This is a genomic window from Blastococcus goldschmidtiae (genome assembly GCF_031845325.1).
Classification (GTDB): domain Bacteria; phylum Actinomycetota; class Actinomycetes; order Mycobacteriales; family Geodermatophilaceae; genus Blastococcus; species Blastococcus goldschmidtiae.
Window position 1 is genome coordinate 41106 of record NZ_JAVREI010000006.1, and the last position, 22745, is coordinate 63850.

The window sequence follows — 22745 nt, forward strand, 5'->3', positions numbered from 1 at the left end:
GCACCTCTCACCGGATACGGCGACGGCGCCGGGTGAGGGAGAGGAATACCGGTCGGCCGGAGGCCGTAGCGGTCCGGCAACGACCAACCTAGGGGCCGCGTCGGGGGCTCCCGGGGTCGGTGCACGAATTGACCCGACCGGGGGACAACCCGGCTCCTTTCCAAACCTAGGGTCCAGGTCGGCCCCCGACGCGGCCGCCTGTCCGCTAGTGAAGGAGAGACCGTGGCAAGCGCTCCACCCACCGTCCGCAAGGTCTTCTCACAGGTCGAGGTCGTGCACTCGTCCGCCGGTCGGAGCGATGACCGGGGTCCGTTGCGGCGGGTCGCCGTCTGCGCCGTGATCCGGAACCCGTACGCGGGGCAGGGGTATGTCGAGGACCTCAGCGCTCTCGTCGATGCCTCGGGCGAGATCGGCACCATGCTCGGGGGGGAGGCCGCGCGGCTTCTCGGCGAACCGGTGGAGAGCTACGGCAAGGCAGGCCTCGTGGGGACCGACGGGGAGCAGGAGCACATCAACGCCGCGGTGACGTCGGTGTTCGGCAACGCCTTCCGGGACGCCATCGGCGGTGGTACCGCGTGGATCACCTCGGTCACCAAGCCTGCCACCGCGGGAGCCGCTATCGACGTCCCTCTCGCCTACAAGGACGAGGTCTGGGTGCGCAGCCATTACGACGCCATCGAGGTGCGCATCCCCGACGCGCCGCATCCCGACGAGATCGTCGTCATCGCAGCCGTGGCCAACCGGGGGCGCATCAACGCGCGCGTCGGCGGCATGACGGTCGACGAGGCGCGCGCCAAGGCGTCCCAGTGACCGGCAGCATCGCCGTCGTCGGTGCCGGCTGCATCCTCTCGGGCGACCTCGAGGCCCCGGTGATCGACGGCGCGGACACGGTCGTCAGCCGTAACGGCACGATCGCCGCCGTCGGGCGCCGCCAGGACCTGCAGCAGGAGGTCGCGGACTCCGACGTCGTCGTCGACGCCAACGGCGCGACGATCGCCCCCGGGCTGATCGACTCGCACTGCCACGTGGTCCTCGGCGACTACACGCCGCGCCAGAAGACCGTGGACTTCCTCGCCAGCTACGTGCACGGCGGGATCACGAGCGTCGTGTCACCCGGGGAGATCCATGCGCAGGGGCGGCCGCACAGCGCGGTCGGGGTCAAGGCGCTGGCAATCGCCGCCAAGACCTGCTTCGAGAACTTCCACCCGGGTGGGATGACCGTCCATGCCGGCGCCGTCGTCCTGGAGCCGACCCTGCGGGACAGCGACTTCGCGGAGTTGCAGGCGGCCGGCGTGCGCCTGGCCAAGTTCGGCTTCGGCCTGTACGAGGACCCCGCGGACGGCTACGACCAGGTACGCAGTGCCCAGGCACACGGGATCACGGTCATGTGCCACTCCGGGGGAGCCAGCATCCCCGGCAGCAAGCCGATCACGCCCGATCACCTGCTGCACCTGGCACCGGACGTCTGCGGGCACATCAACGGCGGCCCCACGTCGCTGCCAGCAGCGGGCGTCGACCGCATCATCGACGAGACCTCGATGGCACTGCAGCTGGTCCAGGCGGGCAACCTCCAGTCGTCGTTGCGGATCCTCCGCAAGGCTGTCGACGGGGGCCACTTCGCCCGCGTGGTGATCGGGTCCGACACACCGACCGGCACCGGCGTCATGCCGCTCGGAGTGATCAAGACGGTCGCCGAGTTGGCTTCCTTCTCCGGTATCGATCCGGCGCTCCTCTGGGCGGCTGCCACCGGGAACAACGCGCGTGTCTGGGACCTACCCGCCGGCGTCATCGAGGCGGGACGGGCGGCGGATCTCATCGTCATGGACGCCCCGTGGGGATCCACCCGGGAGGACGCGCTCGGGGCGCTGGAGATCGGCGACATCCCGGGGATCACGGCAGTCATCACCGGAGGACATCTCCGGAACCTCACCAGCAGGAACACGCCACGTGCCGCGCGCCTGGCGGCTGTCACCCCGGACATGCCCCATCTCAGCGCTGCGGGTCACTGAGCGCGCTGTCCGACCTCCCCGCTATCGATTCCGGAGGACCCACCGCATGGGCTACAGGATGGTCTTCGACCGCGACAAGTGTCAGGGATATGCCAACTGCATCATCGAGGCCTCGGAGATCTGGGACTTCGACGAGGACGAGGACATCGCCGTCCTCCGCCAGGAGCACCCGCCTGCGGAGCTCCGCGAGAAAGCCGACGCATCCGCCCGGGGTTGCCCCGCCCACGCGATCGCGGTCGAGGACGTCCCGGAGTGAGGCACGTCGCGATCGTCGGCGCGTCGCTCGCCGGCGTCCACGCGGCCGAGGCTCTGCGGGAGCGTGGCTTCGAGGGGGAGATCACCCTGGTCGACAGGGAGGCGTCCCTTCCCTACGACAAGCCCCCGCTCTCCAAGAACGCGCTGCTCGACGACGGCGTCGACGCCGAGCTGCCGCTGCGGCCCCGGGCCTGGTACGACGAGCACCAGATCGGCCTGCGCCTCGGGCAGGGGGTCGTCGGGTTGGACACCGCCGCCCGGACGCTGCACCTCAACGGCGGCGACGCGGTCGGATACGACGGCCTGGTGCTGGCGACGGGGTCGGCGGCGCGTCCACTCCCGGTGCCCTGTGGTGATCCGTCGCGGATCCACCGGCTGCGCACCCTCGAGGATGCGCGGCGGCTGCGGGCGGACCTGCTACCGGGACGTCACCTGGTCGTGGTGGGCGGCGGGTTCATCGGCCTGGAGGTCGCGGCGACGGCCCGTCGGCTGGGGCTCGACGTCACGGTGGTGGAGACGGCGGCGACGCTGCTCAACCGGGCGTTCGGTCCGCAGGTGGGCGGCTGGATCCGCCAGGTGCACGAGCGCAACGGCGTCGAGATCCGCTGCGCCGTCGCGCTGCAGGAGATCAGCAGCCACGGAGACGGCTTCACACTCCGCTTCGCCGAGGGGCCGACGCTGTCCGCCGACGTCGTCGTCGGTGGCGTTGGGGCCGTTCCGCAGACGGACTGGCTGGAGGGCAGCGGGGTCGACCTCGGGAACGGGGTCCGCTGCGCGAGCGACCTGAGCACGAACGTGCCGAGTGTCGTGGCCGCCGGGGACATCGCCTACTGGCACAACGCCCTGTTCAGCGAGGACATGCGCGTCGAGCACTGGACGAACGCCGTGGAGCAGGGGCGTCACGCCGCGGGGACCCTGCTCGGCGATCGGGAGGCCCACCAGTCGGTGCCGTACTTCTGGACCGACCAGCACGACGCCAAGGTGCGCTTCGTCGGCCGAGCCGACGCCGCAGACGACCTGGTGATCGAGGAGCCGAAGCCCGACGCGCTGGTGGCTCTCTACGGCCGCAACGGGGTCCTGCGCGGTGCGGTGTGCGTCCGCACCCCGCGTCGGCTCGCGGAATACCGCGAGGCCATCCGCAATCGCACGCCGTGGGAGGAGGTCGCCGGGCATTTCGCCGGCGGCCGGTCCACGTCCACAAGAGAGCCGGGCTCCGGCCCGGCCGTACAGGAGGTGTAGCCATGTCCGAGACCTCGGCGGCGTCCAACGAGGACGCCCTGTCGATCATCGAGCTCTTCCCGCAGGACGAGGACTGGTCCTTGCAGACCATGCGACTCCTCGCCCAGGTCGCCGTCGGCGGTGCCGACCTCTTCGAGTGCGCCCGCACGGCCGCCCGGATCGGCGACCAGACTACCGACGGGGAGGTGTGGCACCGGGAGTGGAACCGCACGGCCCAGGAGGTCGCTGCCCAGGGCCAGGCGGCCCTCGACCGCGGCGACATCACCACGGCTCGACGGGCGCTGTTCCGCTCGTGCAGCTACTACCGCCACTCCGAGTTCTTCCTGTCGTCGCACGACCCGCGTCGGGCCGAGGCCTACAACACGGGCCGGGCCAACTTCCGCAAGGCGGCCTCGCTGACCGACGGGGTCATCGAGCAGATCGAGGTCCCGTTCGAGGGCAAGACGATGGAGGGGTACGTCGTCCGGCCGGACAACTCGGGTGAGCGTCGCCCGACCGTGCTGTTCCTCGGCGGTGCCGACTCGTGGGCCGAGGAGCTGTACTTCCTCGGCGGGACCGAGTTCCCCGCCCGTGGCATGAACGTGGTCATGGTGGACACCCCCGGGCGGGGCAGCAGCCTGCGCTTCAAGGAGATGTACAGCCGTCCCGACTACGAGGTCCCGGTCGCGGCCATCCTCGACTTCCTGGAGAAGCGCGACGACGTGGACCCGGAGCGCTTCGGCCTCGCCGGGGTGAGCTTCGGTGGCTACTACGCCCCGCGTGCAGCTGCGTTCGAGCCGCGGGTGAAGGCTGTCGCGGCCTGGTGTGGGACCTGGAGCATCCTCACCGACTTCTACGAGTTCTACCCGCCGCTCCAGGAGCAGCTGCAGTGGCTGAGCGGCTCCAAGGACGACGCGGAGGCCCGGGAGAAGCTGGCCGAGTTCACGCTCGACGGCGTCGCCGACAAACTGCAGATCCCCGTGTACGTCATGCACGGGACCAGGGACATCATCATGGACATCGAGGGCGCACGTCGGTTCGTCGACGCGCTCACGACCGATGACGTCACCGTGGACATCTACGACGGGGCCGGGTCGCTGCACTGCAGCTACGACTACTTCTCGGTCGCGACGTCGCGGTTGTCCGACTGGTTCCTCCACCGGATCTGACGCCGGTCGGCACGGGTCGCCCTCGGCCGGGAGACCGGGGGCTCGAGGGCGACCCACACCGCGAATGGACCCGGACGGGTAAGTCCGGTGGGCCCCCTCGCGGTCCTAGGGTCGAGAGGTCCGGTGGTCGCGCTACCCGGAGACGTCGTCAGTCGCGGGAACGCCCGAGAGGCCACGGAACGCACACGAAGAAGGTGAGCGCGTGTACGCCCTGCACAAGCTGTTGTGGGACATCCGCCGCGACGGAGCAGTGAAGGCGCGGTACGTCGAAGAGCCCGATGCGGTGCTGGACGAGTACGGCATCGAAGGCGATTGGCGTCACCTCATGAAGACGCTCGACTTCAAGGCCCTGTACGAGCGGGGGATCAACCCCTACCTCCTGTACTTCTGCGCGATCCAGCTGCAGGTGGACCGTGCCGAGTACTACGCACGCATCCGTGGAGAGGTGAATTGATGTCACGCACGGGCACCGTCGTCGGCGCTTTCATGGCGTCCCACTCGCCGGGCATCACCGGTTGGCCGGAGCGTGCCCAGCCCGGACAGCAGGAGGCCGTGGAGCAGGCGTACGCGGAGGCGCGACGCCGACTGGACGAGCTGGAGCCGGACGCGATCGTCGCCGTCTCGGTGGAGCACTTCACCAACTTCCACCTCGGCAACCTGCCGGCGTTCGCGATCGCGACCGGGGACTCGTACCTCGGACCCGTGACCGCCGAGATGGCTTCCTTCCTGCGGGTGGAGCAGCACCGTTACCCCGGAGATGCGGCACTGGGGCGGCATCTCTACGAGTTCGCGCTCGAGTCGGAGTTCGACCCGTCGCTGGTCGAGGGCGGGCTGGACTTCGACGAGAACTTCTGCGTCCCGTTCAAGCACCTCGACCCGGAGTCGAAGTACCCGCTCGTGCCGGTCATCGTCAACGGGGTCAACCCGCCCTGGCCGACGCCGAAGCGCTGCTACGAGTTCGGCCGGATGATCCGCCGGGCCGTGGAGGCCCAGACCCAGGCGCAACGGGTCGTCGTCGTCGGTACCGGTGGGCTCTCGCACTGGGTGGGTCTGCCGGAGTCCGGCAACATCAACGCCGAGTTCGACCGCGACTTCCTCGCCCGCCTGGAGTCCGGTGACCCCGCGCGGCTCACCGACTACACCCGGGCGGAGATCGACGAGGCCGGCAACGGCGCCCACGAGATCCGCACGTGGCTGGTCGCGGCCGGTGCCGTGGAGAGCCCTTTCGACGTCCTGGTCTACGAGGCCGTGCCCGAGTGGCTGACCGGCACGTCCGTGGCTGCCGCCCGGCTCTGACCACACCTGCGCAGTGGACCCCGCGAGGACCGGCGCTACGAACTCTTCCCGAACCGACAAGCACTGCACCGACCGGAGGAAACGAGATGAGCAAGCTGCCCAAGGTGACCGGCCGCGACATGCGGGGCGTGATGGCCTACCCGCCCACCCCGGCCCTGCCAGGTGCCGAGAGGGTCGACGCGGTGGACACCGTCGACCTGCAGGAGACCGAGCGCATGATCCGCACGCTCATCGCCGACGGTGTCGACGCCATCGCCCTGAACGGCACTCTGGGTGAGATGGCGACCCTCACCCTCGATGAGTGGAAGAGCTTCGCCTCCTGCGTGGCGGAGACCGTCCGCGACGTGAACCCGGACTTCCCGGTGTTCATCGGCGCCACCACCCTCAACACCCGCGACACGGTCAGCCGGATGAAGTTCCTGGCCGACCTGGGCATCACCGGGACCCTGCTGGGTCGTCCCATGTGGGGCGACATGGTTGCCCCGGTCATGGAGCGCTTCTACCGGGACGTCGCCGAGGCCGTGCCGGAGATGGCGATCGTCGTCTACGACAACACGGCGGCATTCGGCGGGATCATCCCGCGGAGCGTCTACAAGACCCTGGTCACGCTGCCCCAGGTGGTGGCCGTCAAGTACGCGGGCGGCGCCTCCGTCGGGTTCCGCTACCACAACGACATGGCGCACACCGGGACGCGCTTCCCGCTCATGTCGATCGAGACCGACTGGTTCCCGGCGTGGGAGATGTACGGCGAGGAGCTCGTCGGCATGGCCTGGTCCTCGACCACCGCCATGGGCCCGGGGCCGGTCCTCGAACTGCGCGACGCCCTCCAGCAGGGCCGCACCGAGGACGCGCGCTGGCTGACCGAGCGGCTCCGCTGGGCGCACGAGCCGTTCCTCGTCGGCCAGGACTTCATGGAGTTCGCGAAGTACAACATCCCACTGGAGAAGATCCGGATCAACGAGGCCGGCTACATCCACGTCGGCAAGTGCCGGCCGCCGTACACCGAGGACCTGGTTCCCGAGCAGCACGTCAGCACGACGATCGAGCACGTGGCCCGCTACAAGCAGATCTCCGAGGAGATCGAGAAGAAGTTCGGTCCGCGCACGAAGATCGAGAAGGTGTGACATGACCACGTGGGCGGTCGACAGCGGCATCGAGAGCTCGCTCCGCGAGATCCGGGAAGGCATCAAGGAGGGCCGGTTCCCTGCGCGGGCGTTCAACGACCAGCAGATCTTCGATCTCGAGCAGCAGCGCCTCTTCCCCCGGACGTGGTGCTTCCTGGCCCACGAGTCGGAGATCCCTTCCCCCGGTGACTACGTCACGCGCTACATCGGCAACAACAACATCATCGTCGCGCGGGACGAGCAGGGGCAGATCCACGCCAACCTGAACATGTGCCGGCACCGCGGCAACGTGATGTGCAAGTCCGAGATGGGCAACGCCTCGCACTTCCGGTGCTCCTACCACGGCTGGACCTACAAGAACTCCGGCGAGCTGATCGGCGTCCCCTACATGAAGGAGGGGTACGAGGGCCGGCTCAAGCGCAAGGACTGGGGTCTGGTCAACGTCCGCATCGACACCTACGCCGGGCTGGTCTTCGGCTGCCTCGACCCGAGGACGCCGAGCCTCGAGGAGTATCTCGGCGGGTTCCAGTTCTACCTCGACCTCTACCTCAAGCAGGGCGAGGCGGGCAGCGAGGTGCACGGGCCCCCGGACCACTGGGTGGCGGACACCGACTGGAAGATCTGCGCCGAGAACTTCGCCGGCGACGGCTACCACACGCCGGTGGCCCACCAGTTCGGCTTCAACCTCGGCTACTTCCCGTCCTCGGGCTCGACGCACAGCCAGGGCTGGGCGGCCAGCATCCCCGGCCGCGGGCACGGCATCGGGCTGGGGCACAGTCCGAACTTCCCCCCGTTCGGCGGCTTCCCGGAGGAGCTGACCGCGGAGATGAAGCGCACGCTGTCGCCGGCGCAGATCGAGGTCTTCTCGAAGGTCCGGACGGCCGTGGGCACGGTGTTCCCCAACCTGTCGTTCCTGATGCAGCCGTTCAGCCTCGTGCCCGGGGAGACCGGCGTGCGGTTCGTGACCATGCGGCTGTACCACCCGGTCGGTCCGGGCCGTATGGAGATGTATTCCTGGTGCCTGGTCCCCAGGGGCGCCTCCCAGGAGTACAAGGACGAGGCGTACAAGGCCTACACGCTCGCCTTCGGTCAGGCAGGCACGTTCGAGCAGGACGACTTCGAGAACTGGACGAAGGTCACCCGGTCGGCGAAGTCCACGATGGTCAAGAACATCGACTTCCCCTACATCATGGGCATGGGCAGCGAGCGGGACCCGGACTTCCCCGGCCCCGGTCACGTGGTCAGGCCGTACGTCAACGACACCAACTTCAGGAACCTCTGGGGCCGGTGGGCGGACTACCTGGTGGGAGATGTCGAGCCGTGACATCGACGCAGGAGTCGCGGGTCGACCGCGAGACGGTCCTGGACATCACCGAGTTCCTCTACCGAGAAGCCCTCGCCCTGGACGAGCGGCGCTTCCGGGACTGGCTGGACTTCCTCGCCGAGGACATCCGGTACGAGGTGCCGGTCCGCGTGACGCGCGAGGGCCTCGCGGATTGGGAGCTCGCACCGACGTCGCGGATCTTCGACGACACGAAGGGCACGCTCGAGGTGCGGGTGCGGCGGCTGGAGACGGACTTCGCCTGGGCCGAGCAGCCGCCGTCGCGTACTCGCCACTTCGTGACCAACGTCGTCGTGGACCGCACGGAGACCGATGGGGAGTACCTGGCGTCGTCCAACGTCTTCATCTACCGCAGCCGCGGGGACGACCCGAACCCGAGCCTCTACTCGCTCTTCCGCAAGGACACGATCCGTCGCAAGGGGGACGGCTGGGAGCTCGCGCGGCGGTGGGCCGCCCTGGACCAGGCACTGATCAACGCGCACAACATGTCCATCTTCATCTGAGCAGCACCACCCAAGGAAAGGCGACATCGTGGCGGAACAGAACGAGCCCCTGGTGGAGCGTCCCGAGACCGGCGAGGTGTCCGCGTACCCGCTCGACGGCGGGAACGACGGGCCGATCGTGATCGCCAACGAGTTCGCTGACGTGGTGATCCGCAAGGTCGAGACCAGGAACGGCATGCGCCTGGACATCTGGTCGCCCAGGCGGGGGAGCCGGGTCCTGCTGGACGCCGTGGCGCTCGACTGCCTGAGCTACCAGGAGCCGGACCTCATCAGCCAGCTGATCGCGCGGAACCCCGGGCAGTGAGCCGCCTCGAGGGGCAGCGCATCCTCCTGACGGGAGGGGGGTCCGGCATCGGACGGGCCGTCGCGCTGGCCTACCTCGAGAGCGGTGCGGCCGTCACGGTTCTGGAGCGATCTCCCGAAAACGCGCGAGAGCTTGCCGAGGTCTCCGGGGGAGATGTCGACGTGCTCGTCGGCGACGCCACCGACCCCGCTCAGCTGGCCGAAGCGGTCGAACGGGCGTCGGGTGGGGACGGGCTCGACAACCTCACCAGCTGCGTAGGGGTCTTCGACTACTACGCGAGCCTGCGCACGCTGACCGCGGCCGAGCTGGTCTCCGCGGCCGACGAGATCTACCGCGTCAACGTGCGGGGCACCCTCTCCGCCGTCCATGCCGCGCTGCCGGCGCTGCAGCGTGCGCGCGGATCGGTCACGCTCACCGTGTCCGAGTCGGCCTTCCACCCGGTGGGCGGGGGAGTCCTGTACGGCAGCTCCAAGTGGGCCGTGCGTGGCGTCGTGTCGCACCTCGCCGTGGACCTGGCGCCCGAGGTCCGGGTCAACGCGGTGGCGCCGGGCGGCACCACCGGCACCAGGTTCGGCGGCCTCTCGGCGTTGGCTCAGACCCAGACCGCGGACCGGGTCGAGGGACGCGACGAGCGCATCGCCTCAGGCACGCTGCTCGGGATCACTCCTCGTCCCGAGGACCACGCGGGCGCCTACCTGTATCTCGCCGACCGGGATGCGGCCCGCGTCGTCACCGGGATCGTCATCAACAGCGATGGGGGACGCAGGCCGTGACCGGCCGGGTCGCCCGTCCGTCCGTCCCAGGTGGAAGGTGAGGTTGAGAGATGGTCCAGCGCTTCAACGACGTGCTCGCGCAGGCACTCGCGGGCCACGGCGTCGAGGTCATGTTCGGCGTGATGGGTGACGCGAACATGTACGTCGTCGACTCCTTCCACCGCAACGAGGAAGGCCGCTTCGTCCCGGCCGCGAACGAGGGTGGCGCGGTTCTCATGGCGGCGGGCTACGCCGCCGTGACCGGTCGCGTCGGCGTCGCCACGGTCACGCACGGTGCCATCGCCAACTGCGTGAGCGCGCTGTTCGACGCAACCCGCGGGCACTATCCGCTGGTCGTGGTCGCCGGGGACACGGTGCGCAGCGAGGCGTTCCACCTGCAGAACATCCCGCAACGGGACGTCGTCGTCCCCACAGGGGCCGCGTACCTCCAGGTCCGCTCGGTCGACACCGTGACCGCAGACCTCGCGGCCGCGATGGGACAGGCCCTGGCCGAGCGTCGTCCCGTCGTCCTCGAGGTGCCCGCCGACTTCCAGCAGGCGCCGACGGAGCTTGCCGCCCCCCGCCGCAGTCGACGAGCCGCCGGCGTGCTCACCCCGACGCTCGAGGACCTCGAGGACGCGGTGGGCGCGATCGCCGGCTCGAACCGCCCCCTCGTCGTCGGCGGCCGTGGCGCCGGCGCTCCAGGGGCGGCGGACGTGTTGCGCGAGCTCGCGGTGCGCATCGGAGCGCCGGTGGCCACCACGCTGCGCGGCAAGGGGCTGTTCGCCGGCGATCCCTGCGACGTCGGGATCGTCGGGACGCTCTCGCACCCCGTGGCGTCCGAGGTGATCGCCCGGGCGGACTGCCTGATCGTGTTCGGAGCTGCCCTGAGTGCGCTCACCACGTTGAAAGGCGAGCTGCTCGATGGCAAGCGGCTGATCCAGGTCGACACCGATCCCGGGGCGCCGGGACGCTACTTCCCGGTCGACGTGGCGATCGCCGGAGACGCCTCGGCCACCGCCCGGGGACTGATCGAGCTCCTCGACCAGGCGGAGGTGCCGGCCGTGGGCTTCCGCAGCGACGACCTGGCACGGCGCATCGCTGCATGGCACGAGGAGGACCGGGCCACGACACCGACGGACGGCCCGCTCACGCTGACCGGCGTCCTGCACCGGGTCAACGAGATCGTGCCGCGACGTCGCACCCTCGCCATCGACGGCGGACGCTTCTCCCACGAGGCACTGCGGATCCTCGACGTCGACCACCCCTGGGACTACGCGCACTGCCTCAACGTGGGGCACATCGGCATGGGCGTCGGGTACGGGATCGGCGCGGCCGTCGGGCGGCCGGAGGTCCCGGCACTGGTGGTCGTCGGGGACGGCGGCTTCATGCTCGGTGGCCTCGCCGAGTTCAACACGGCGGTCCGCAACGACCTGGACCTCCTGGTGGTCCTCCTCAACGACGGTGCCTACGGCGCCGAGTACTACCGCTTCGTCGGCCAGGACCTCGACCCCTCGCTCACGACGTTCGACTGGCCAGACTTCACCGCCGTGGCGTCGTCCCTCGGGGGCACCGGGCTGAAGATCGAGGAGTGGTCCGACTTCGACCGGCTGGCCGAACTCGTCCGCCCGGGGTCCGGCCCCGTCCTCGCGGAGGTGGTCCTCGACGTCGCGACGATCCCGGACCCCGGCTGGCACTGACGCCGGAACCGGCGCGTCCGAGGTGAGCCGGGGGCGGCCGGTAGCAGCAGCCCTGCCCTACGGGCTGCTGCTGGTCGGCGTCCTTGTCGTCGCCGCCAACCTGCGCGCGCTCATCTCCGCGGTCGGCCCCGTCCTGCCGGTCATCGGGGAGGACACAGGTCTGTCGCCGGTCCAGCTCGGCGCGCTGGCGGCGGTCCCGGTGGGTGCCTTCGCCGTGGTCTCGCCCGTGGTCCACGCGCTGGCGCAGCGCTTCGGGGTCGACCGCACGCTGTTCGGGTCGATGCTGGTGCTCGCCGCCGGCTCGGTGATCCGCTCGCTCCCGGCGAACGCAGAGGGGCCGCCGCTCTTCCTGGGCACGGTCATCATCGGCGCGGCCATCGCCGTCGGCAACGTCCTGCTGCCCGTCGTCGTCCGGCGCGACTTCCCCGGCCACGTCCCGCGGATCACGGGCTACTACATCGCCGTGCAGAGCGTCGTCGCGGGATCGGCGTCCGGGCTCGTCGTACCCCTCGCCCGGGCCACCGACTCCTGGCGGCTGGCGCTCGCGGTCTGGGGCTGCCCGATCCTCGTGGCCCTCGTGTTCCTGCTGCCGCGGATCCGGTCCGCTGCGCACGCACCCACGACAGGGGAGCCGGGTCCGGTCCCGCTCCCGGCAATCGTGTCGATCTGGCGTTCGCCGCTGGCCTGGCAGGTGGCTGGGTACTTCGGGCTCCAGTCGACGGCGTTCTACGTCCTGCTGAGCTGGCTGCCCACCGTCGAGCAGGACATGGGGGTCAGCCCCGGTGCCGCCGGCTTCCACCTGTCGGTCTTCCTCGTCGTGGGAGTCGCCAGCAACCTCGCGGTGCCGCGTGTGCTCACCCTGCGCGGCGACCAGCGGATCACGGCGGTCCTCGTGCCCGCGTGGACGGTCGTCGCCATGGCCGGCATCCTGCAGGCGCCGTCCCTGCTCCCGTTCTGGGTGGCCCTGAGCGGGCTGGCGCTCGGCGCCTCCATGGTCGTCGCCCTGTCCCTGATCAGTCTGCGTGCGGCCGGCGACCGGACGACGAGCCGGCTGTCCTCCATGGCGCAGGCGTCGGCCTACGGAGGGGTGGCGCTGGGGCTGGTCGTCGCGGGCGCGATCCGTGAGGTCTTCGGAGCCGGCCAGCACCTGCTCGTGTACGTCCTCGTGCTGTCGCTCTGCCAGCTCGCACTCGGTGCCAGGGTGGGGCGCGCGGTGCAGCTCCCGGCATGAACCCGGCTCAGACCGCCTTGGTCGCCGTCCAGATCAACTGCACCAACTCGGCCCGGTTGGTCACGTCGGTCTTGGCGAAGACCCGCTTGAGATGCTGCTTGACCGTGTTCTCGCTGATGAACGCCTTGGCGGCGATCTGCTTCGTCGTCAGCCCCTCGCTGACCAGCTGGGCGATCTCCTGCTCCCGCTTGGTCAGCACGTCCCAGGCGGGGAGCTGCCGGGAAGCGCTCTCCTCGCGGCACGGGAACACCACCGTGACGGCGGTCCGGTCACGTTCGGAGAGCCGGTAGGACTTGACGATCGACTGCTTCCCCGTCGCGGCGTCCCGGATGCTCCTGGTGAAGACCCGCTTGCCGTCGCCGCGGAACTCCGCCATGGCCTGTCCGATGCAGAGGCTGACGCTGTCGGGGACGGGAGCGGGCACGTCGCACAGATCGAGGTCGTTGCGCGCCGTCCGGTTCTGGAAGATCACGTTCGCGTCCAGGTCGGTCACCACGACAGCCTGGGGAAGCCGGTCGAGAGCGTGCTCGAGGGCGCTGGCCCGATGGCCGGTCATCTCGAACCGCAAGGCTCGTTCGGTGGCCAGTCCGAGCTGCTCGCTGACCAGTCGTGCCGAGGTGAGGTCCGTGCCGTCGAAGACGGGCTCGTGCGGGCGACGCGCGAAGTTGATGGTGCCGAGCATCAGGCCCGACACCATGACCGGGGCCTCGAGGGAGTGCCCGAACCCGCCGATACGGAGAGCCTCCCTCGCCCCGCAGGCGCTCCACTCCGCCGGACTCGCCGCTCGGGACGAGTCGATGGGCCGGCGCTGCTCGATCACGAAGCGCAGCACGGGATCGTCCGGGCGACCGAACTCCTCGTAGTGCTCGAGCACCTCGCCACCCACGGTGGCGCGCACGTCGATGACGGTCCCACGCTCCGGCTCGAGCTCGTACAGGCCGAGCCCTTCCGCCTCGATGACCCGGCCGACCGTCGCGAGGTAGGCCTCTGCGACGTCCTCCTTGGTGAGCGCGGACTGCAATGCACCAGCGAGCCGGTGCCGCTCCTGCTCCGTCTGTCGCCTCGACACCCCTGGCGCACCCCCAAGGTTCCTCGGTCTCCGGCTGGTCATCCGTGCCGTCGAGACAGTGCGCAGACGGGTGAGAGGGATGAGCAGACGCTGTGATCCACCGCACTGTACCGTGATCTTCGTCAAGTTCGACGACGTGTTCATCCTGACGTGGGCATGTTCCGGATGAGTGACGTGAAGGTCGCCTGTCGGTAACCGTGTCTCGGGACGGTCGAAGTGCAGACCCTTGGCATACCGTGCACATGCGTCCTGCAGTCCGGCTTCTGCGAGGGGGATCTCGGTGAACAGGGTCGTCGTCGTCGGAGCCTCGCTCGCCGCCGTGCACGTGATCGAGCGGTTGCGGGCGGACGGCTTCAGCGACGGGATCGTGCTCGTCGGGGCCGAGCGGCACCTCCCGTACGACCGCCCTCCGCTGTCGAAGGAAGGGCTGCGGTGCGGCCCGGATCTGGAGCCCCTGCGGGAGCCGGGGTGGTACGACGAGATGGGCGTGACCCTCCGGCTCGGGCGACCCGCCGTCGGACTCCGGCCCGAGGAGAACGTCGTCGTCGTGGACGGCGGCGACGAGGTGGCTTACGACGGTCTGGTCATCGCCACCGGCTCACGAGCCCGCACCCTGTCGGCCGGCAACGAGCACGTCGCCTTCCTGCGGTCGGTGGACGACGCCGTCGCGCTGCGCGAACGCCTCGGGGCTGCCGAGCACGTCGCGATCATCGGCGCAGGCTTCATCGGCCTGGAGGTGGCGGCGACGGTCACGGAGATGGGACGCCGAGCCACGGTGATCGAGGTGGCGCCGGCGCCGCTGGCCCGCGTGCTCGGGGACGAGGTGGGGGTCTGGTTCCGGAACTTCCACGCGCGGCGAGGGGTGCCCATCCGCTGCGGCACGCACGCCGTCTCGGTGGAGGCCGTACGGACCGGCTACCGCGTCAACCTCGGCAACGGTGACGTCGTGGCGGCCGATCTGGTGGTCGGAGCACTCGGGGCCACCCCGGCGATCGACTGGCTGCGGGACAGCGGCATCGCGCTCTCCGACGGCGTGCTGTGCGACCGGAGCCTGCGGGCGAACGCCCCGGGCGTGGTGGCCGCGGGTGACGTCGCCCGGTGGTTCAACCCACTGTTCGACGAAGACATGCGGGTCGAGCAGTGGACGAACGCGGTGGACCAGGGCCGGCATGCCGCCCGAGTGCTGCTCGGGGCACCCGGCGCCTACGCGCCCGTGCCCTACTTCTGGTCCGACCAGTTCGACGCCAGGATGCGTTTCGTCGGGCGAGCCAACGGAGCCGAGCAGGTGCATGTGGAGTCGGTCACCGACGACTCCCTCGTGGCGGTCTTCGGGCGCAACGGTGTCCAGGTGGGCGCGCTCTGCGTGAACGCGACGTCCCGGCTTCCGCACCACCGGGCGGCGATCGCCGAGAAGCGGGCCTACGCCGAAGCCCCCATCGGCTGAGATCGGCCGGCCTCCGGTCGCGCTGACCGGAACTACCCCTTCGGGGACTGCCCGGGCCAAGCCGGCTGCACAGACTGGCGCGGTGAACGCGAGCACCGGCGGCGTCGCCGTCTACATCGACTCGTTGTGCCCCCCGGAGGGCATCTGGATCGCCGGTGCCGGCCGCGCCGCGTCGGACGATGGGCAGCTCGAGGTCCGGGACCCGGCGACCGGCCGCCTGGTGACGCGGATCGCTGACGCCGGCATCCCGGAGGCGGTCGCGGCCGTCGACGCAGCCGCGGGAGCGCTGCCGCAGTGGGGGGCTGCCACCCCGCCGCGCGTGCGATCGGAGGTCCTCCGCCGGGCCTTCGAGCTCATGATGGAGGAGCGCAACCTGCTCGCGGCCCTCATCGCGCGCGAGAACGGCAAGGCGACGGCCGACGCGCAGGCCGAGATCGCCTACGCAGCCGACTTCTTCAGGTGGTTCGCCGAGGAGGCGGTGCGCAGCGAAGGTGCCTACGGCGAGTCCCCGGCGGGTGGCACCCGGACCATCGTCACGCATCGGCCGGTGGGCGTCGCCGCGCTCGTGACCCCCTGGAACTTCCCGGCCGCCATGGCGACCCGGAAGATCGCTCCGGCGCTCGCCGCCGGGTGCACGGTCGTGCTGAAGCCGGCCGCGGAGACCCCGCTGACCGCACTGGCCATCGCGCGACTGCTCTCCCGCGCAGGTGTCCCGGACGGGGTGGTCAACGTGTTGCCGACGTCCGCACCGGCGGACGTGGTCTCCACCTGGCTGGAGGATCCGCGGGTACGCAAGCTGTCCTTCACCGGATCGACCGGGGTGGGGCGGGTGCTGCTCCGCCAGGCCGCGGACAGGGTGGTCAACACCTCCATGGAGCTCGGCGGCAACGCACCGTTCGTCGTGATGGACGACGCCGACGTCGACGCCGCCGTGCAGGGCGCGCTGGTGGCGAAGTTCCGCAACGGCGGTCAGGCGTGCACCGCGGCGAACCGCTTCTACGTACACGCATCCGTGGCCGAGCGATTCGTCGGGCGTTTCGTCGACGAGGTGGCCGGCCTACGGGTGGGGCCGCCGGAGGTGGAGGGCAATCAGATCGGGCCACTCATCACGCGCCGCGCGGTGGACGACATCCGCGCCCTGGTCGACTCGGCCGTCGGCGCCGGCGCCAGGCTGGCTTTCGAGCAGCAACTCGATCCGGGCCTGACCGGCTACTACTTCCCTCCAACGGTGCTGACCGACGTCCCGGACGACGCGGACATCCTGCAGAGGGAAATCTTCGGCCCGGTGGTCACCGTCGTGACGTGGTCGGACGAGGAGCAGGTGCTGGCGTGGGTGAATGGCTCTGAGTACGGACTGGCCGCGTACGTCTACTCCGGCGACCTGAAGCGTGCACTGAGATTCAGCGAGGCGCTCGACGCCGGCATGGTCGGGGTGAACCGCGGGGCCGTCTCCGACCCGGCTGCCCCTTTCGGGGGGATGAAGCAGAGCGGACTCGGCCGGGAGGGAGCCCGCGAGGGCATGCGCGAGTTCCAGGAGGCGCAGTACTTCAGCGTCGACTGGGCCTGACCCTGGCCGCAGCGCAGTGTCGGCCCCGTGACCCGTCATGACGTCCGGGCGCCGGATGACCGATCGGCAGCACGACCCCCGCCGGCCGCATGCGTCGCGGTGGCGGCGATGGTGATCGAGAACCCGTGGGCGGTCCAGAGTTTCTCGAAGACCGGCCACGGGGTCGACCACACGCACCGCGCTCGTCGGGACGGCCTCAGCAGCGACCGGCGGTCCCCGCCTCCGGGCTGTGGGCCCACCCGGCTCGCTGGCCGCTGACGGGAGAACCTGGCTCAGGTCCATGGCGCATGAGGCCTGGTCGACAGCGCGACGTATCTGGAACTTCCCAGGTCGGGCGCCGAGTCCAAACCGTGACGGCGGACGCGCGCTTTGCCCCGGTTGGGTGACAACGGAGCGACGCCGCGCTCGTAGCGTCAGGGGCTCAGTGTGCTGCATCACTCATCCACCGGAGGTACCACCCATGGGACAGCGGACGAGGAATGGCCTGAAGGCTGCCTGTGCTCTGGCGACAGCATCCGCGATGGCGGCCTGCGGCGGCGGAGGCGGCGGCGGAGAGGGTGGGGGCGAGGAGTCGATCACGCTCAGCTATGCCTTCTTCGCCCCGATCGCGTCCTTCCCCGGGGTCCAGATGGAGGAGTGGGCCGAGCGGATGGACGAGTGCACCGACGGGCAGGTCGAGGTCGAGTTCTTCCCGGGTGGGTCGCTGCTCGGGTCCGGGGACATCTACGACGGCGTCAGCGAGGGCGTCGTAGACATCGGGATGGATTCCCCCGCCTACGACGTGGGACGTTTCCCGCTGAGCTCCGCGGTCTCCCTGCCGGTGGGGTTCACCAATGCCGAGGTGGCCAGCAAGACCTTCCTCGACCTGCTCACGGAGTACGAGCCGGCGGAGTTCGACGGGTACGAGATCGTCACCGCCTTCACCACCGAGCCCGCCTATCTCCAGACGCAGCAGCCGATCACCAGCAGGAGCGACCTCTCCGGCCGGGAGCTGCGCGCGGCGGGGGCAGGCGTTCCCGCCCTCCAGGCGCTCGGCGCCTCGCCGGTCGGGATGCCGATGCCGAACGTCGCCGAATCACTGCAGACCGGGGTCATCACCGGCTACATGTCCTCCCGCGAGGTGCTCCAGGACTTCGGGCTCGCCGAGCAGGTGAGTTACGTGACCGACTACCCCTTCGGTATTTCCAACAGCTTCGTCGCCGTGATGGACGAGGGTCGCTTCGCTGAGCTCCCCGAGGACGTCCAGCAGTGCATCCAGGACCTCCGGCCCGAGATGGCGGAGTTCGCGTCCCAGTACCACGACCAGGACAACGTCCAGCCGGCCCTGGAGTGGGCCGCCAGCGAGCACGGCGTCGAGACCGTCGAGCTCGAGCCGGGTGAGCAGGAGGCCTTCGACGAGACCCTCTCGCAGCTGGTCGACACCTGGGTCGACGAGGTCGGCGGGGACTTCGACCCGCAGGAGGTGCTCGACCGGGTGGAGGAGCTCCGCGACCAGTACAGCGCGGAGAACTGACCGGTGGGGATTCCTGGTAGCGGAGACTGCGCATGAGCCCGACCAGGGTCATCGACCGGGTCTCGCAGGGCCTCGCGGGAATTGCGGCGGCGGTCCTCCTCGTGATGCTCGTGGTCACCGTCGGGAACGTCGTCCTCCGTCTGGTCGCCACGCCGTACTACGGCACGGTCGAGGTCGTGACCTTCCTGGCGGTCGCCGTGAACGGCCTCGCGCTGGCCGAGGCCCAACGGACGCGCTCGCACATCGCCATCGATCTATTCATGAACAAGGCGCCGGCGCGGATCCAGCTCGTCGTCGGCGCGGTCATCACGCTGGTCTCTGCCGCGCTGTTCATCCTGCTGGCACAGCAGCTGGTGTCCTACGGCCTGAACCTCAAGGACCAGGGAGCGCTGTCGGACTCGCTCCGTCTGCCGTACTGGCCGTTCTCGCTGATCCTCGCGGTGGGGATCGCAGGGCTGGCGCTGGCACTGATCAGCGACCTCTTGTCGATCGGGCGGAACCTCCGCTCGGACATGCCGGAGAGCATCTGGTGAGCACCATCCGAACTGGCAGGAGGACGTTTACGTGAGTCCGCTGGCGATCGCCCTGATCGCGATTGCAGCGTTGATGGTGCTGCTGTTGTTGCGCATGCCGGTGTCGTTCGGCCTGATGCTCATCGGGTTCGCCGGGGCGACGTACCTGCTCACCCCGTCCGCTGCGCTGCAGTTGTTGTCCGGCGATCTGTTCCGGCAGTTCACGTCCTACGGACTCGCAGTCATCCCGCTGTTCATCCTCATGGGGCAGATCACGTTCCGGGCCGGCATCAGTGACCGGCTGTACGCCACGGCGTACAAGTGGATCGGGTCCCTGCCCGGCGGGGTGGCGGCGACCACCATCCTGGCGAGCATCGGTTTCTCCACCGTCTCCGGATCGAACTCGGCGACCACGGCGACAATGGGTGCAGTGGCGCTGCCGGAGATGAAGAAGTACGGGTACAGCCCGGCGCTCTCCGGTGGCAGTGTCGCCATCGGCGGCACCTTGGGTGTACTCATCCCGCCGTCGACCGCACTGATCATCATCGCCATCCAGTCCGAGCAGTCCATCACCCGGCTGTTCGTGGCGGCGCTCATTCCCGGACTCATCGTCGGCGCGCTTCTGGTGATCACCGTGCTCGTCCTGTGCCGGTTCAAGCCTGAACTGGGGCCGGCCGGGCCGAAGGTCCCGTGGGGGGAGAGGCTCAGATCGCTCGGAGGGGTCTCCGAGGCCGTCGTCCTGTTCGCGCTCGTGATCGGCGGGCTCTACCTGGGCTGGTTCACGCCGACCGAGGCCGGTGCGGTCGGCGCCTTCGGTGCCATCGTGATCGCCCTGGCCCGGCGGCAGCTGACCGTCGCGTCGATGTGGACGGCCGTCGTCGAGAGTCTGCGCATCTCGGCGATGGTGGTGCTCCTCGTCGCCGGAGCGGTCGTGTTCGGCAGGTTCCTCAGCCTCACCCGCCTGCCATTCGAGCTCGCCGATGCGATCGGTGCGATGGACATCCCGTCCACCGCGATCATCCTGATGATCATCGCCATCTTCCTGGTCGGCGGTGCGTTGATGGATGCCCTCGGGTTCCTGGTGATCGGCATCCCGATCTTCTTCCCGCTCATCCTCACGCTCGGGTACGACCCGATCTGGTTCACGGTCATCATCACGTTGGTGACGACGTTGGGAGCGGTGACCCCTCCGGTCGGCGTGAACGTCTACATCGTCAGCGCACTGGACAAGAGCCTTGACGTCCTGCAGGTGTTCAAGGGGACCTTCGTGTTCTACGTCCCCTATGCCATGTCGATCGCGCTGTTCATCATCTTCCCGGGGATCATCCCGACCGGGAGCTGAGCCGCCCGACCGAGGTGTGGCGGAAGGAAGTCCCGAGGGCAGCCCTGGCCGCCGACGACCGGAGAAGCGGTCGTCGGCGGCCACGGCCCCTGCGAACGGCGGTGGGAACGGACCGAGCCGCGGTCATCCACGTGCGCTCAGCTCCGGTAGCGCGCCGCGGCGGCGTGCAGGGACCGGATGAAGAGGATCTCCTCACCCGACCGGCGCAGCCAGGCGCGCAGCCCCTCGACGTCGCCGCGGGCGCGGTCGCGCTGCTGGCCGATGGCCACCTGCCGGGTGCTCGCCTGTGCCCGCTGCGCGGTGGGCAGCGCGCGGCCCTCGGTGCGGGCGATCGCGGTCAGGCCGGCGCCGAGGTAGGCCAGCTCCCGGACGTCGGTGAGCTCCTCGAGCAGGGCATCGGCGGCCGGGTCCTCCGCGGTCAGCAGGAGCAGGAACTCGTCGGCGCGGCGGCGGCCCTCGGCAGCCGGATCAGGAGACGTCACGACACCACTGTCCCCCGGCCGGGGCGGCCGGGGGACGGGTGGGTGGGAGTGGGTGGGCGACGGGTGGAGGGGCCGGGCGGTTCAGGCGTCGCGGCGCTGGAAGACCAGCCAGCCGATGGTGAGCAGGATGAGGGCCTCGGCGGCGAACGCGGCGAACCCGGTCCACGGGGCCAGCGCCTCGGGGTTGAAGGACACCGGCGTGGCGACGACCGAGCCGGCGTTGCCCGGCATGAGCTTGGCGACCCACTCGCCCCACTCGCCAGGGAGCAGGAACGCCATGTTGCCGAGCACGAAGACCAGCGCCAGGACGATGGACAGCGCCGCGGCGGTGTGCCGCACCAGCAGCCCGACGGCGGCGGCGAACAGCCCCAGCCCGGCCATGTAGAGACCACTGCCGAACATCGCCCGGAGCACCCCGTCGTCGCTGAGCGCCAGGCCGACGCCCTCGCGGTCGAGGAACCAGTTGCCCGCGAAGTAGCCGGCGAACGCGGTGACGGTGCCGGCCACGAGCAGGGTGCCGGTGAGGACCAGCGCCTTCGCCACGAGGACCGACCCGCGCCGAGGCGTCGCGGCGAGCGTCGCCCGGATCATGCCGGTGCCGTACTCGCTGGTGACCGCCAGCGTGCCGAGCACGATCGCGGTGATCTGGGCGAAGGTCATGCCGAAGGTCAGGAAGGAGCCGGGGTGCTCGTCGGCCTCGCTGCTGGCCAGCCACTCGGCGTTGGCCGCGCAGATCAGCGCGGTCATGCCGGTGCCCAGCACGAAGAGCATCACGACCGACCACATCGTCGAGCGCACGGTCGAGAACTTGATCCATTCCGCGCGGAGCGTGGAGCCGAACCCGGGGCGCGTGCCCGGCACGTTCCTGCGCGGGTCCAGCGCGACGGTGGTGCTGGCGGCGGGGACGGTCATCGGGGGGCTCCAGCCGGGGTCTGCACGGAGGCCGAGTACTCGACGCTCGCGGCGGTCAGGGTCATGAAGGCGTCCTCGAGCGAGGAGCGCACCAGGGTCAGTTCGTGCAGGTACAGCCCCTTGTCGCCGACCAGTTCGCCGACGGCCGCGGCGCCCAGCCCCTGGACGTGCAGCTCGTCGTCGACGGGCGCGACCTCGGCGCCGGCGCCGCGCAGGAGATCGGCGACCTGGCTCTGCTGGGGCGTGCGGATGCGGACGTAGGAGGTGGCGTGCTCGGCGATGAACTCGGGCATCGAGCAGTCGGCGAGGATCCGGCCGCGGCCGATGACGACCAGGTGGTCGGCGGTCAGCGCCATCTCCGACATGAGGTGGCTGGAGACGAAGACCGTGCGCCCCTCCGCGGCCAGCTGCCGGGCCAGGGTGCGCACCCAGCGGATGCCCTCCGGGTCCAGGCCGTTGACCGGCTCGTCGAGGACGACGACGGGCGGGTCACCGAGCAGCGCCACCGCGATGCCCAGCCGCTGACCCATGCCGAGGGAGAACTTGCCGACGCGGGTGCCGGCGACCGCGTCCAGGCCCACCAGGCCGATGACCTCGTCCACCCGGGTGACCGGGATCCGGTTGCTGGCGGCGAGCCAGCGCAGGTGGTCGCGGGCGGAGCGGCCGGGGTGCAGGGCCCTGGCCTCGAGCAGGGCACCGACCTCGCGCAGCGGCGCGGGGGAGTCGCGGTAGCGGCGGCCGTTGACGGTCACGCTGCCGGCGGTCGGCCGGTCCAGGCCGAGCACCATGCGCATGGTCGTCGACTTGCCGGCGCCGTTGGGGCCGAGGAAGCCGGTCACCCGGCCCGCTGCGACGGTGAAGGTGACGCCGTCGACGGCGGTCCTGTCGCCGTACTTCTTGGTGAGGCCCGAGACGCTGATCATGGCCGCGCCCCGCTGGTCTGGATCCGTGGAGTCATGCCGAGGAGCCTCGCGGCGCGGGGTGCCCGGCACATCGGGGAG

The 22745-nt window shown here is 70.2% G+C and carries 23 protein-coding genes; 19 read left to right on the forward strand and 4 right to left on the reverse strand.

The annotated features are described in order from the left end of the window. Positions 1-222 precede the first annotated feature (222 nt). The 14 genes from RM425_RS10615 (at position 223) to RM425_RS10680 (ending at position 12903) form a co-directional block, all read left to right on the forward strand. A complete protein-coding gene (locus RM425_RS10615; protein WP_311345167.1) occupies positions 223-810 on the forward strand; it encodes an amino acid synthesis family protein in 588 nt (195 codons plus the stop codon). After that, positions 807-2009: an amidohydrolase family protein gene (locus RM425_RS10620; protein WP_311345168.1), complete on the forward strand. Its 1203-nt coding sequence runs from the start codon at positions 807-809 to the stop codon at positions 2007-2009. Before RM425_RS10615 ends, RM425_RS10620 begins: the two co-directional genes overlap by 4 nt. A gap of 46 nt (positions 2010-2055) precedes the next feature. Continuing rightward, a complete protein-coding gene (locus RM425_RS10625) occupies positions 2056-2265 on the forward strand; it encodes a ferredoxin (RefSeq protein WP_311345169.1) in 210 nt (69 codons plus the stop codon). Continuing rightward, complete coding sequence (locus RM425_RS10630; protein ID WP_311345170.1) at positions 2262-3503, forward strand: NAD(P)/FAD-dependent oxidoreductase; 1242 nt, start codon at positions 2262-2264, stop codon at positions 3501-3503. The genes RM425_RS10625 and RM425_RS10630 overlap by 4 nt, the downstream gene beginning before the upstream one ends. Before the next feature lie 2 nt (positions 3504-3505). Continuing rightward, positions 3506-4651, forward strand: coding sequence for an alpha/beta hydrolase family protein (locus RM425_RS10635; protein WP_311345171.1), 1146 nt, complete (start codon positions 3506-3508; stop codon positions 4649-4651). Positions 4652-4853: 202 nt separating this feature from the next. Continuing rightward, positions 4854-5105, forward strand: a complete 252-nt coding sequence (locus RM425_RS10640; protein WP_311345172.1) for a hypothetical protein — start codon at positions 4854-4856, stop codon at positions 5103-5105. Then, entirely contained in the window at positions 5105-5947 is an 843-nt protein-coding gene (locus RM425_RS10645; RefSeq protein WP_311345173.1) for a DODA-type extradiol aromatic ring-opening family dioxygenase, read from the forward strand. Before RM425_RS10640 ends, RM425_RS10645 begins: the two co-directional genes overlap by 1 nt. 86 nt (positions 5948-6033) lie before the next feature. Continuing rightward, positions 6034-7071 (forward strand): dihydrodipicolinate synthase family protein, encoded by a 1038-nt coding sequence (locus tag RM425_RS10650; RefSeq protein WP_311345174.1) that lies wholly within the window; start codon positions 6034-6036, stop codon positions 7069-7071. Position 7072: 1 nt separating this feature from the next. Beyond that, positions 7073-8395, forward strand: a complete 1323-nt coding sequence (locus RM425_RS10655; protein ID WP_311345175.1) for an aromatic ring-hydroxylating dioxygenase subunit alpha — start codon at positions 7073-7075, stop codon at positions 8393-8395. Continuing rightward, positions 8392-8916 (forward strand): aromatic-ring-hydroxylating dioxygenase subunit beta, encoded by a 525-nt coding sequence (locus RM425_RS10660; RefSeq protein WP_311345176.1) that lies wholly within the window; start codon positions 8392-8394, stop codon positions 8914-8916. Before RM425_RS10655 ends, RM425_RS10660 begins: the two co-directional genes overlap by 4 nt. Positions 8917-8944: 28 nt before the next feature. After that, positions 8945-9220 (forward strand): hypothetical protein, encoded by a 276-nt coding sequence (locus RM425_RS10665; protein ID WP_311345177.1) that lies wholly within the window; start codon positions 8945-8947, stop codon positions 9218-9220. After that, entirely contained in the window at positions 9217-9993 is a 777-nt protein-coding gene (locus RM425_RS10670) for an SDR family NAD(P)-dependent oxidoreductase (RefSeq protein ID WP_311345178.1), read from the forward strand. Before RM425_RS10665 ends, RM425_RS10670 begins: the two co-directional genes overlap by 4 nt. 50 nt (positions 9994-10043) lie before the next feature. Continuing rightward, positions 10044-11672 carry a thiamine pyrophosphate-binding protein gene (locus RM425_RS10675; RefSeq protein WP_311345179.1) on the forward strand — a complete coding sequence of 543 codons (1629 nt, stop codon included), beginning with the start codon at positions 10044-10046 and terminating at the stop codon, positions 11670-11672. A gap of 22 nt (positions 11673-11694) precedes the next feature. Continuing rightward, a complete protein-coding gene (locus RM425_RS10680; protein ID WP_311345180.1) occupies positions 11695-12903 on the forward strand; it encodes an MFS transporter in 1209 nt (402 codons plus the stop codon). A 7-nt stretch (positions 12904-12910) separates the two neighbouring features. On the opposite strand, the gene RM425_RS10685 is transcribed toward RM425_RS10680, so the two are convergent. Next, positions 12911-13972, reverse strand: a complete 1062-nt coding sequence (locus RM425_RS10685) for a LuxR C-terminal-related transcriptional regulator (RefSeq protein ID WP_311345181.1) — start codon at positions 13970-13972, stop codon at positions 12911-12913. 280 nt (positions 13973-14252) lie between these two features. On the opposite strand from RM425_RS10685, the gene RM425_RS10690 reads away from it, so the two are divergent. From RM425_RS10690 to RM425_RS10710, 5 genes are all read left to right on the forward strand, one after another. Further along, positions 14253-15416, forward strand: a complete 1164-nt coding sequence (locus tag RM425_RS10690) for an NAD(P)/FAD-dependent oxidoreductase (protein ID WP_311345182.1) — start codon at positions 14253-14255, stop codon at positions 15414-15416. Between the two features lie 82 nt (positions 15417-15498). After that, entirely contained in the window at positions 15499-16983 is a 1485-nt protein-coding gene (locus tag RM425_RS10695) for an NAD-dependent succinate-semialdehyde dehydrogenase (RefSeq protein WP_311345183.1), read from the forward strand. Positions 16984-17503: 520 nt separating this feature from the next. Beyond that, complete coding sequence (locus tag RM425_RS10700) at positions 17504-18496, forward strand: TRAP transporter substrate-binding protein (protein ID WP_311345184.1); 993 nt, start codon at positions 17504-17506, stop codon at positions 18494-18496. 32 nt (positions 18497-18528) lie between these two features. Continuing rightward, the gene (locus RM425_RS10705; RefSeq protein WP_311345185.1) at positions 18529-19029 is read left to right on the forward strand and encodes a TRAP transporter small permease; all 501 of its coding nucleotides are present in this window, start codon (positions 18529-18531) and stop codon (positions 19027-19029) included. 31 nt (positions 19030-19060) lie between these two features. Further along, positions 19061-20350: a TRAP transporter large permease gene (locus RM425_RS10710; protein ID WP_311345186.1), complete on the forward strand. Its 1290-nt coding sequence runs from the start codon at positions 19061-19063 to the stop codon at positions 20348-20350. A gap of 137 nt (positions 20351-20487) precedes the next feature. Here the strand turns inward: RM425_RS10710 and RM425_RS10715 are convergent, their stop codons facing one another. The 3 genes from RM425_RS10715 to RM425_RS10725 all read right to left on the reverse strand — a co-directional run bounded on the left by RM425_RS10715 (position 20488) and on the right by RM425_RS10725 (position 22667). Next, a complete protein-coding gene (locus tag RM425_RS10715; RefSeq protein WP_311345187.1) occupies positions 20488-20832 on the reverse strand; it encodes a hypothetical protein in 345 nt (114 codons plus the stop codon). An 81-nt stretch (positions 20833-20913) separates the two neighbouring features. Next, positions 20914-21744: an ABC transporter permease subunit gene (locus RM425_RS10720; RefSeq protein WP_311345188.1), complete on the reverse strand. Its 831-nt coding sequence runs from the start codon at positions 21742-21744 to the stop codon at positions 20914-20916. Next, positions 21741-22667 (reverse strand): ABC transporter ATP-binding protein, encoded by a 927-nt coding sequence (locus RM425_RS10725; RefSeq protein ID WP_311345189.1) that lies wholly within the window; start codon positions 22665-22667, stop codon positions 21741-21743. Before RM425_RS10725 ends, RM425_RS10720 begins: the two co-directional genes overlap by 4 nt. Positions 22668-22745: the final 78 nt, after the last annotated feature.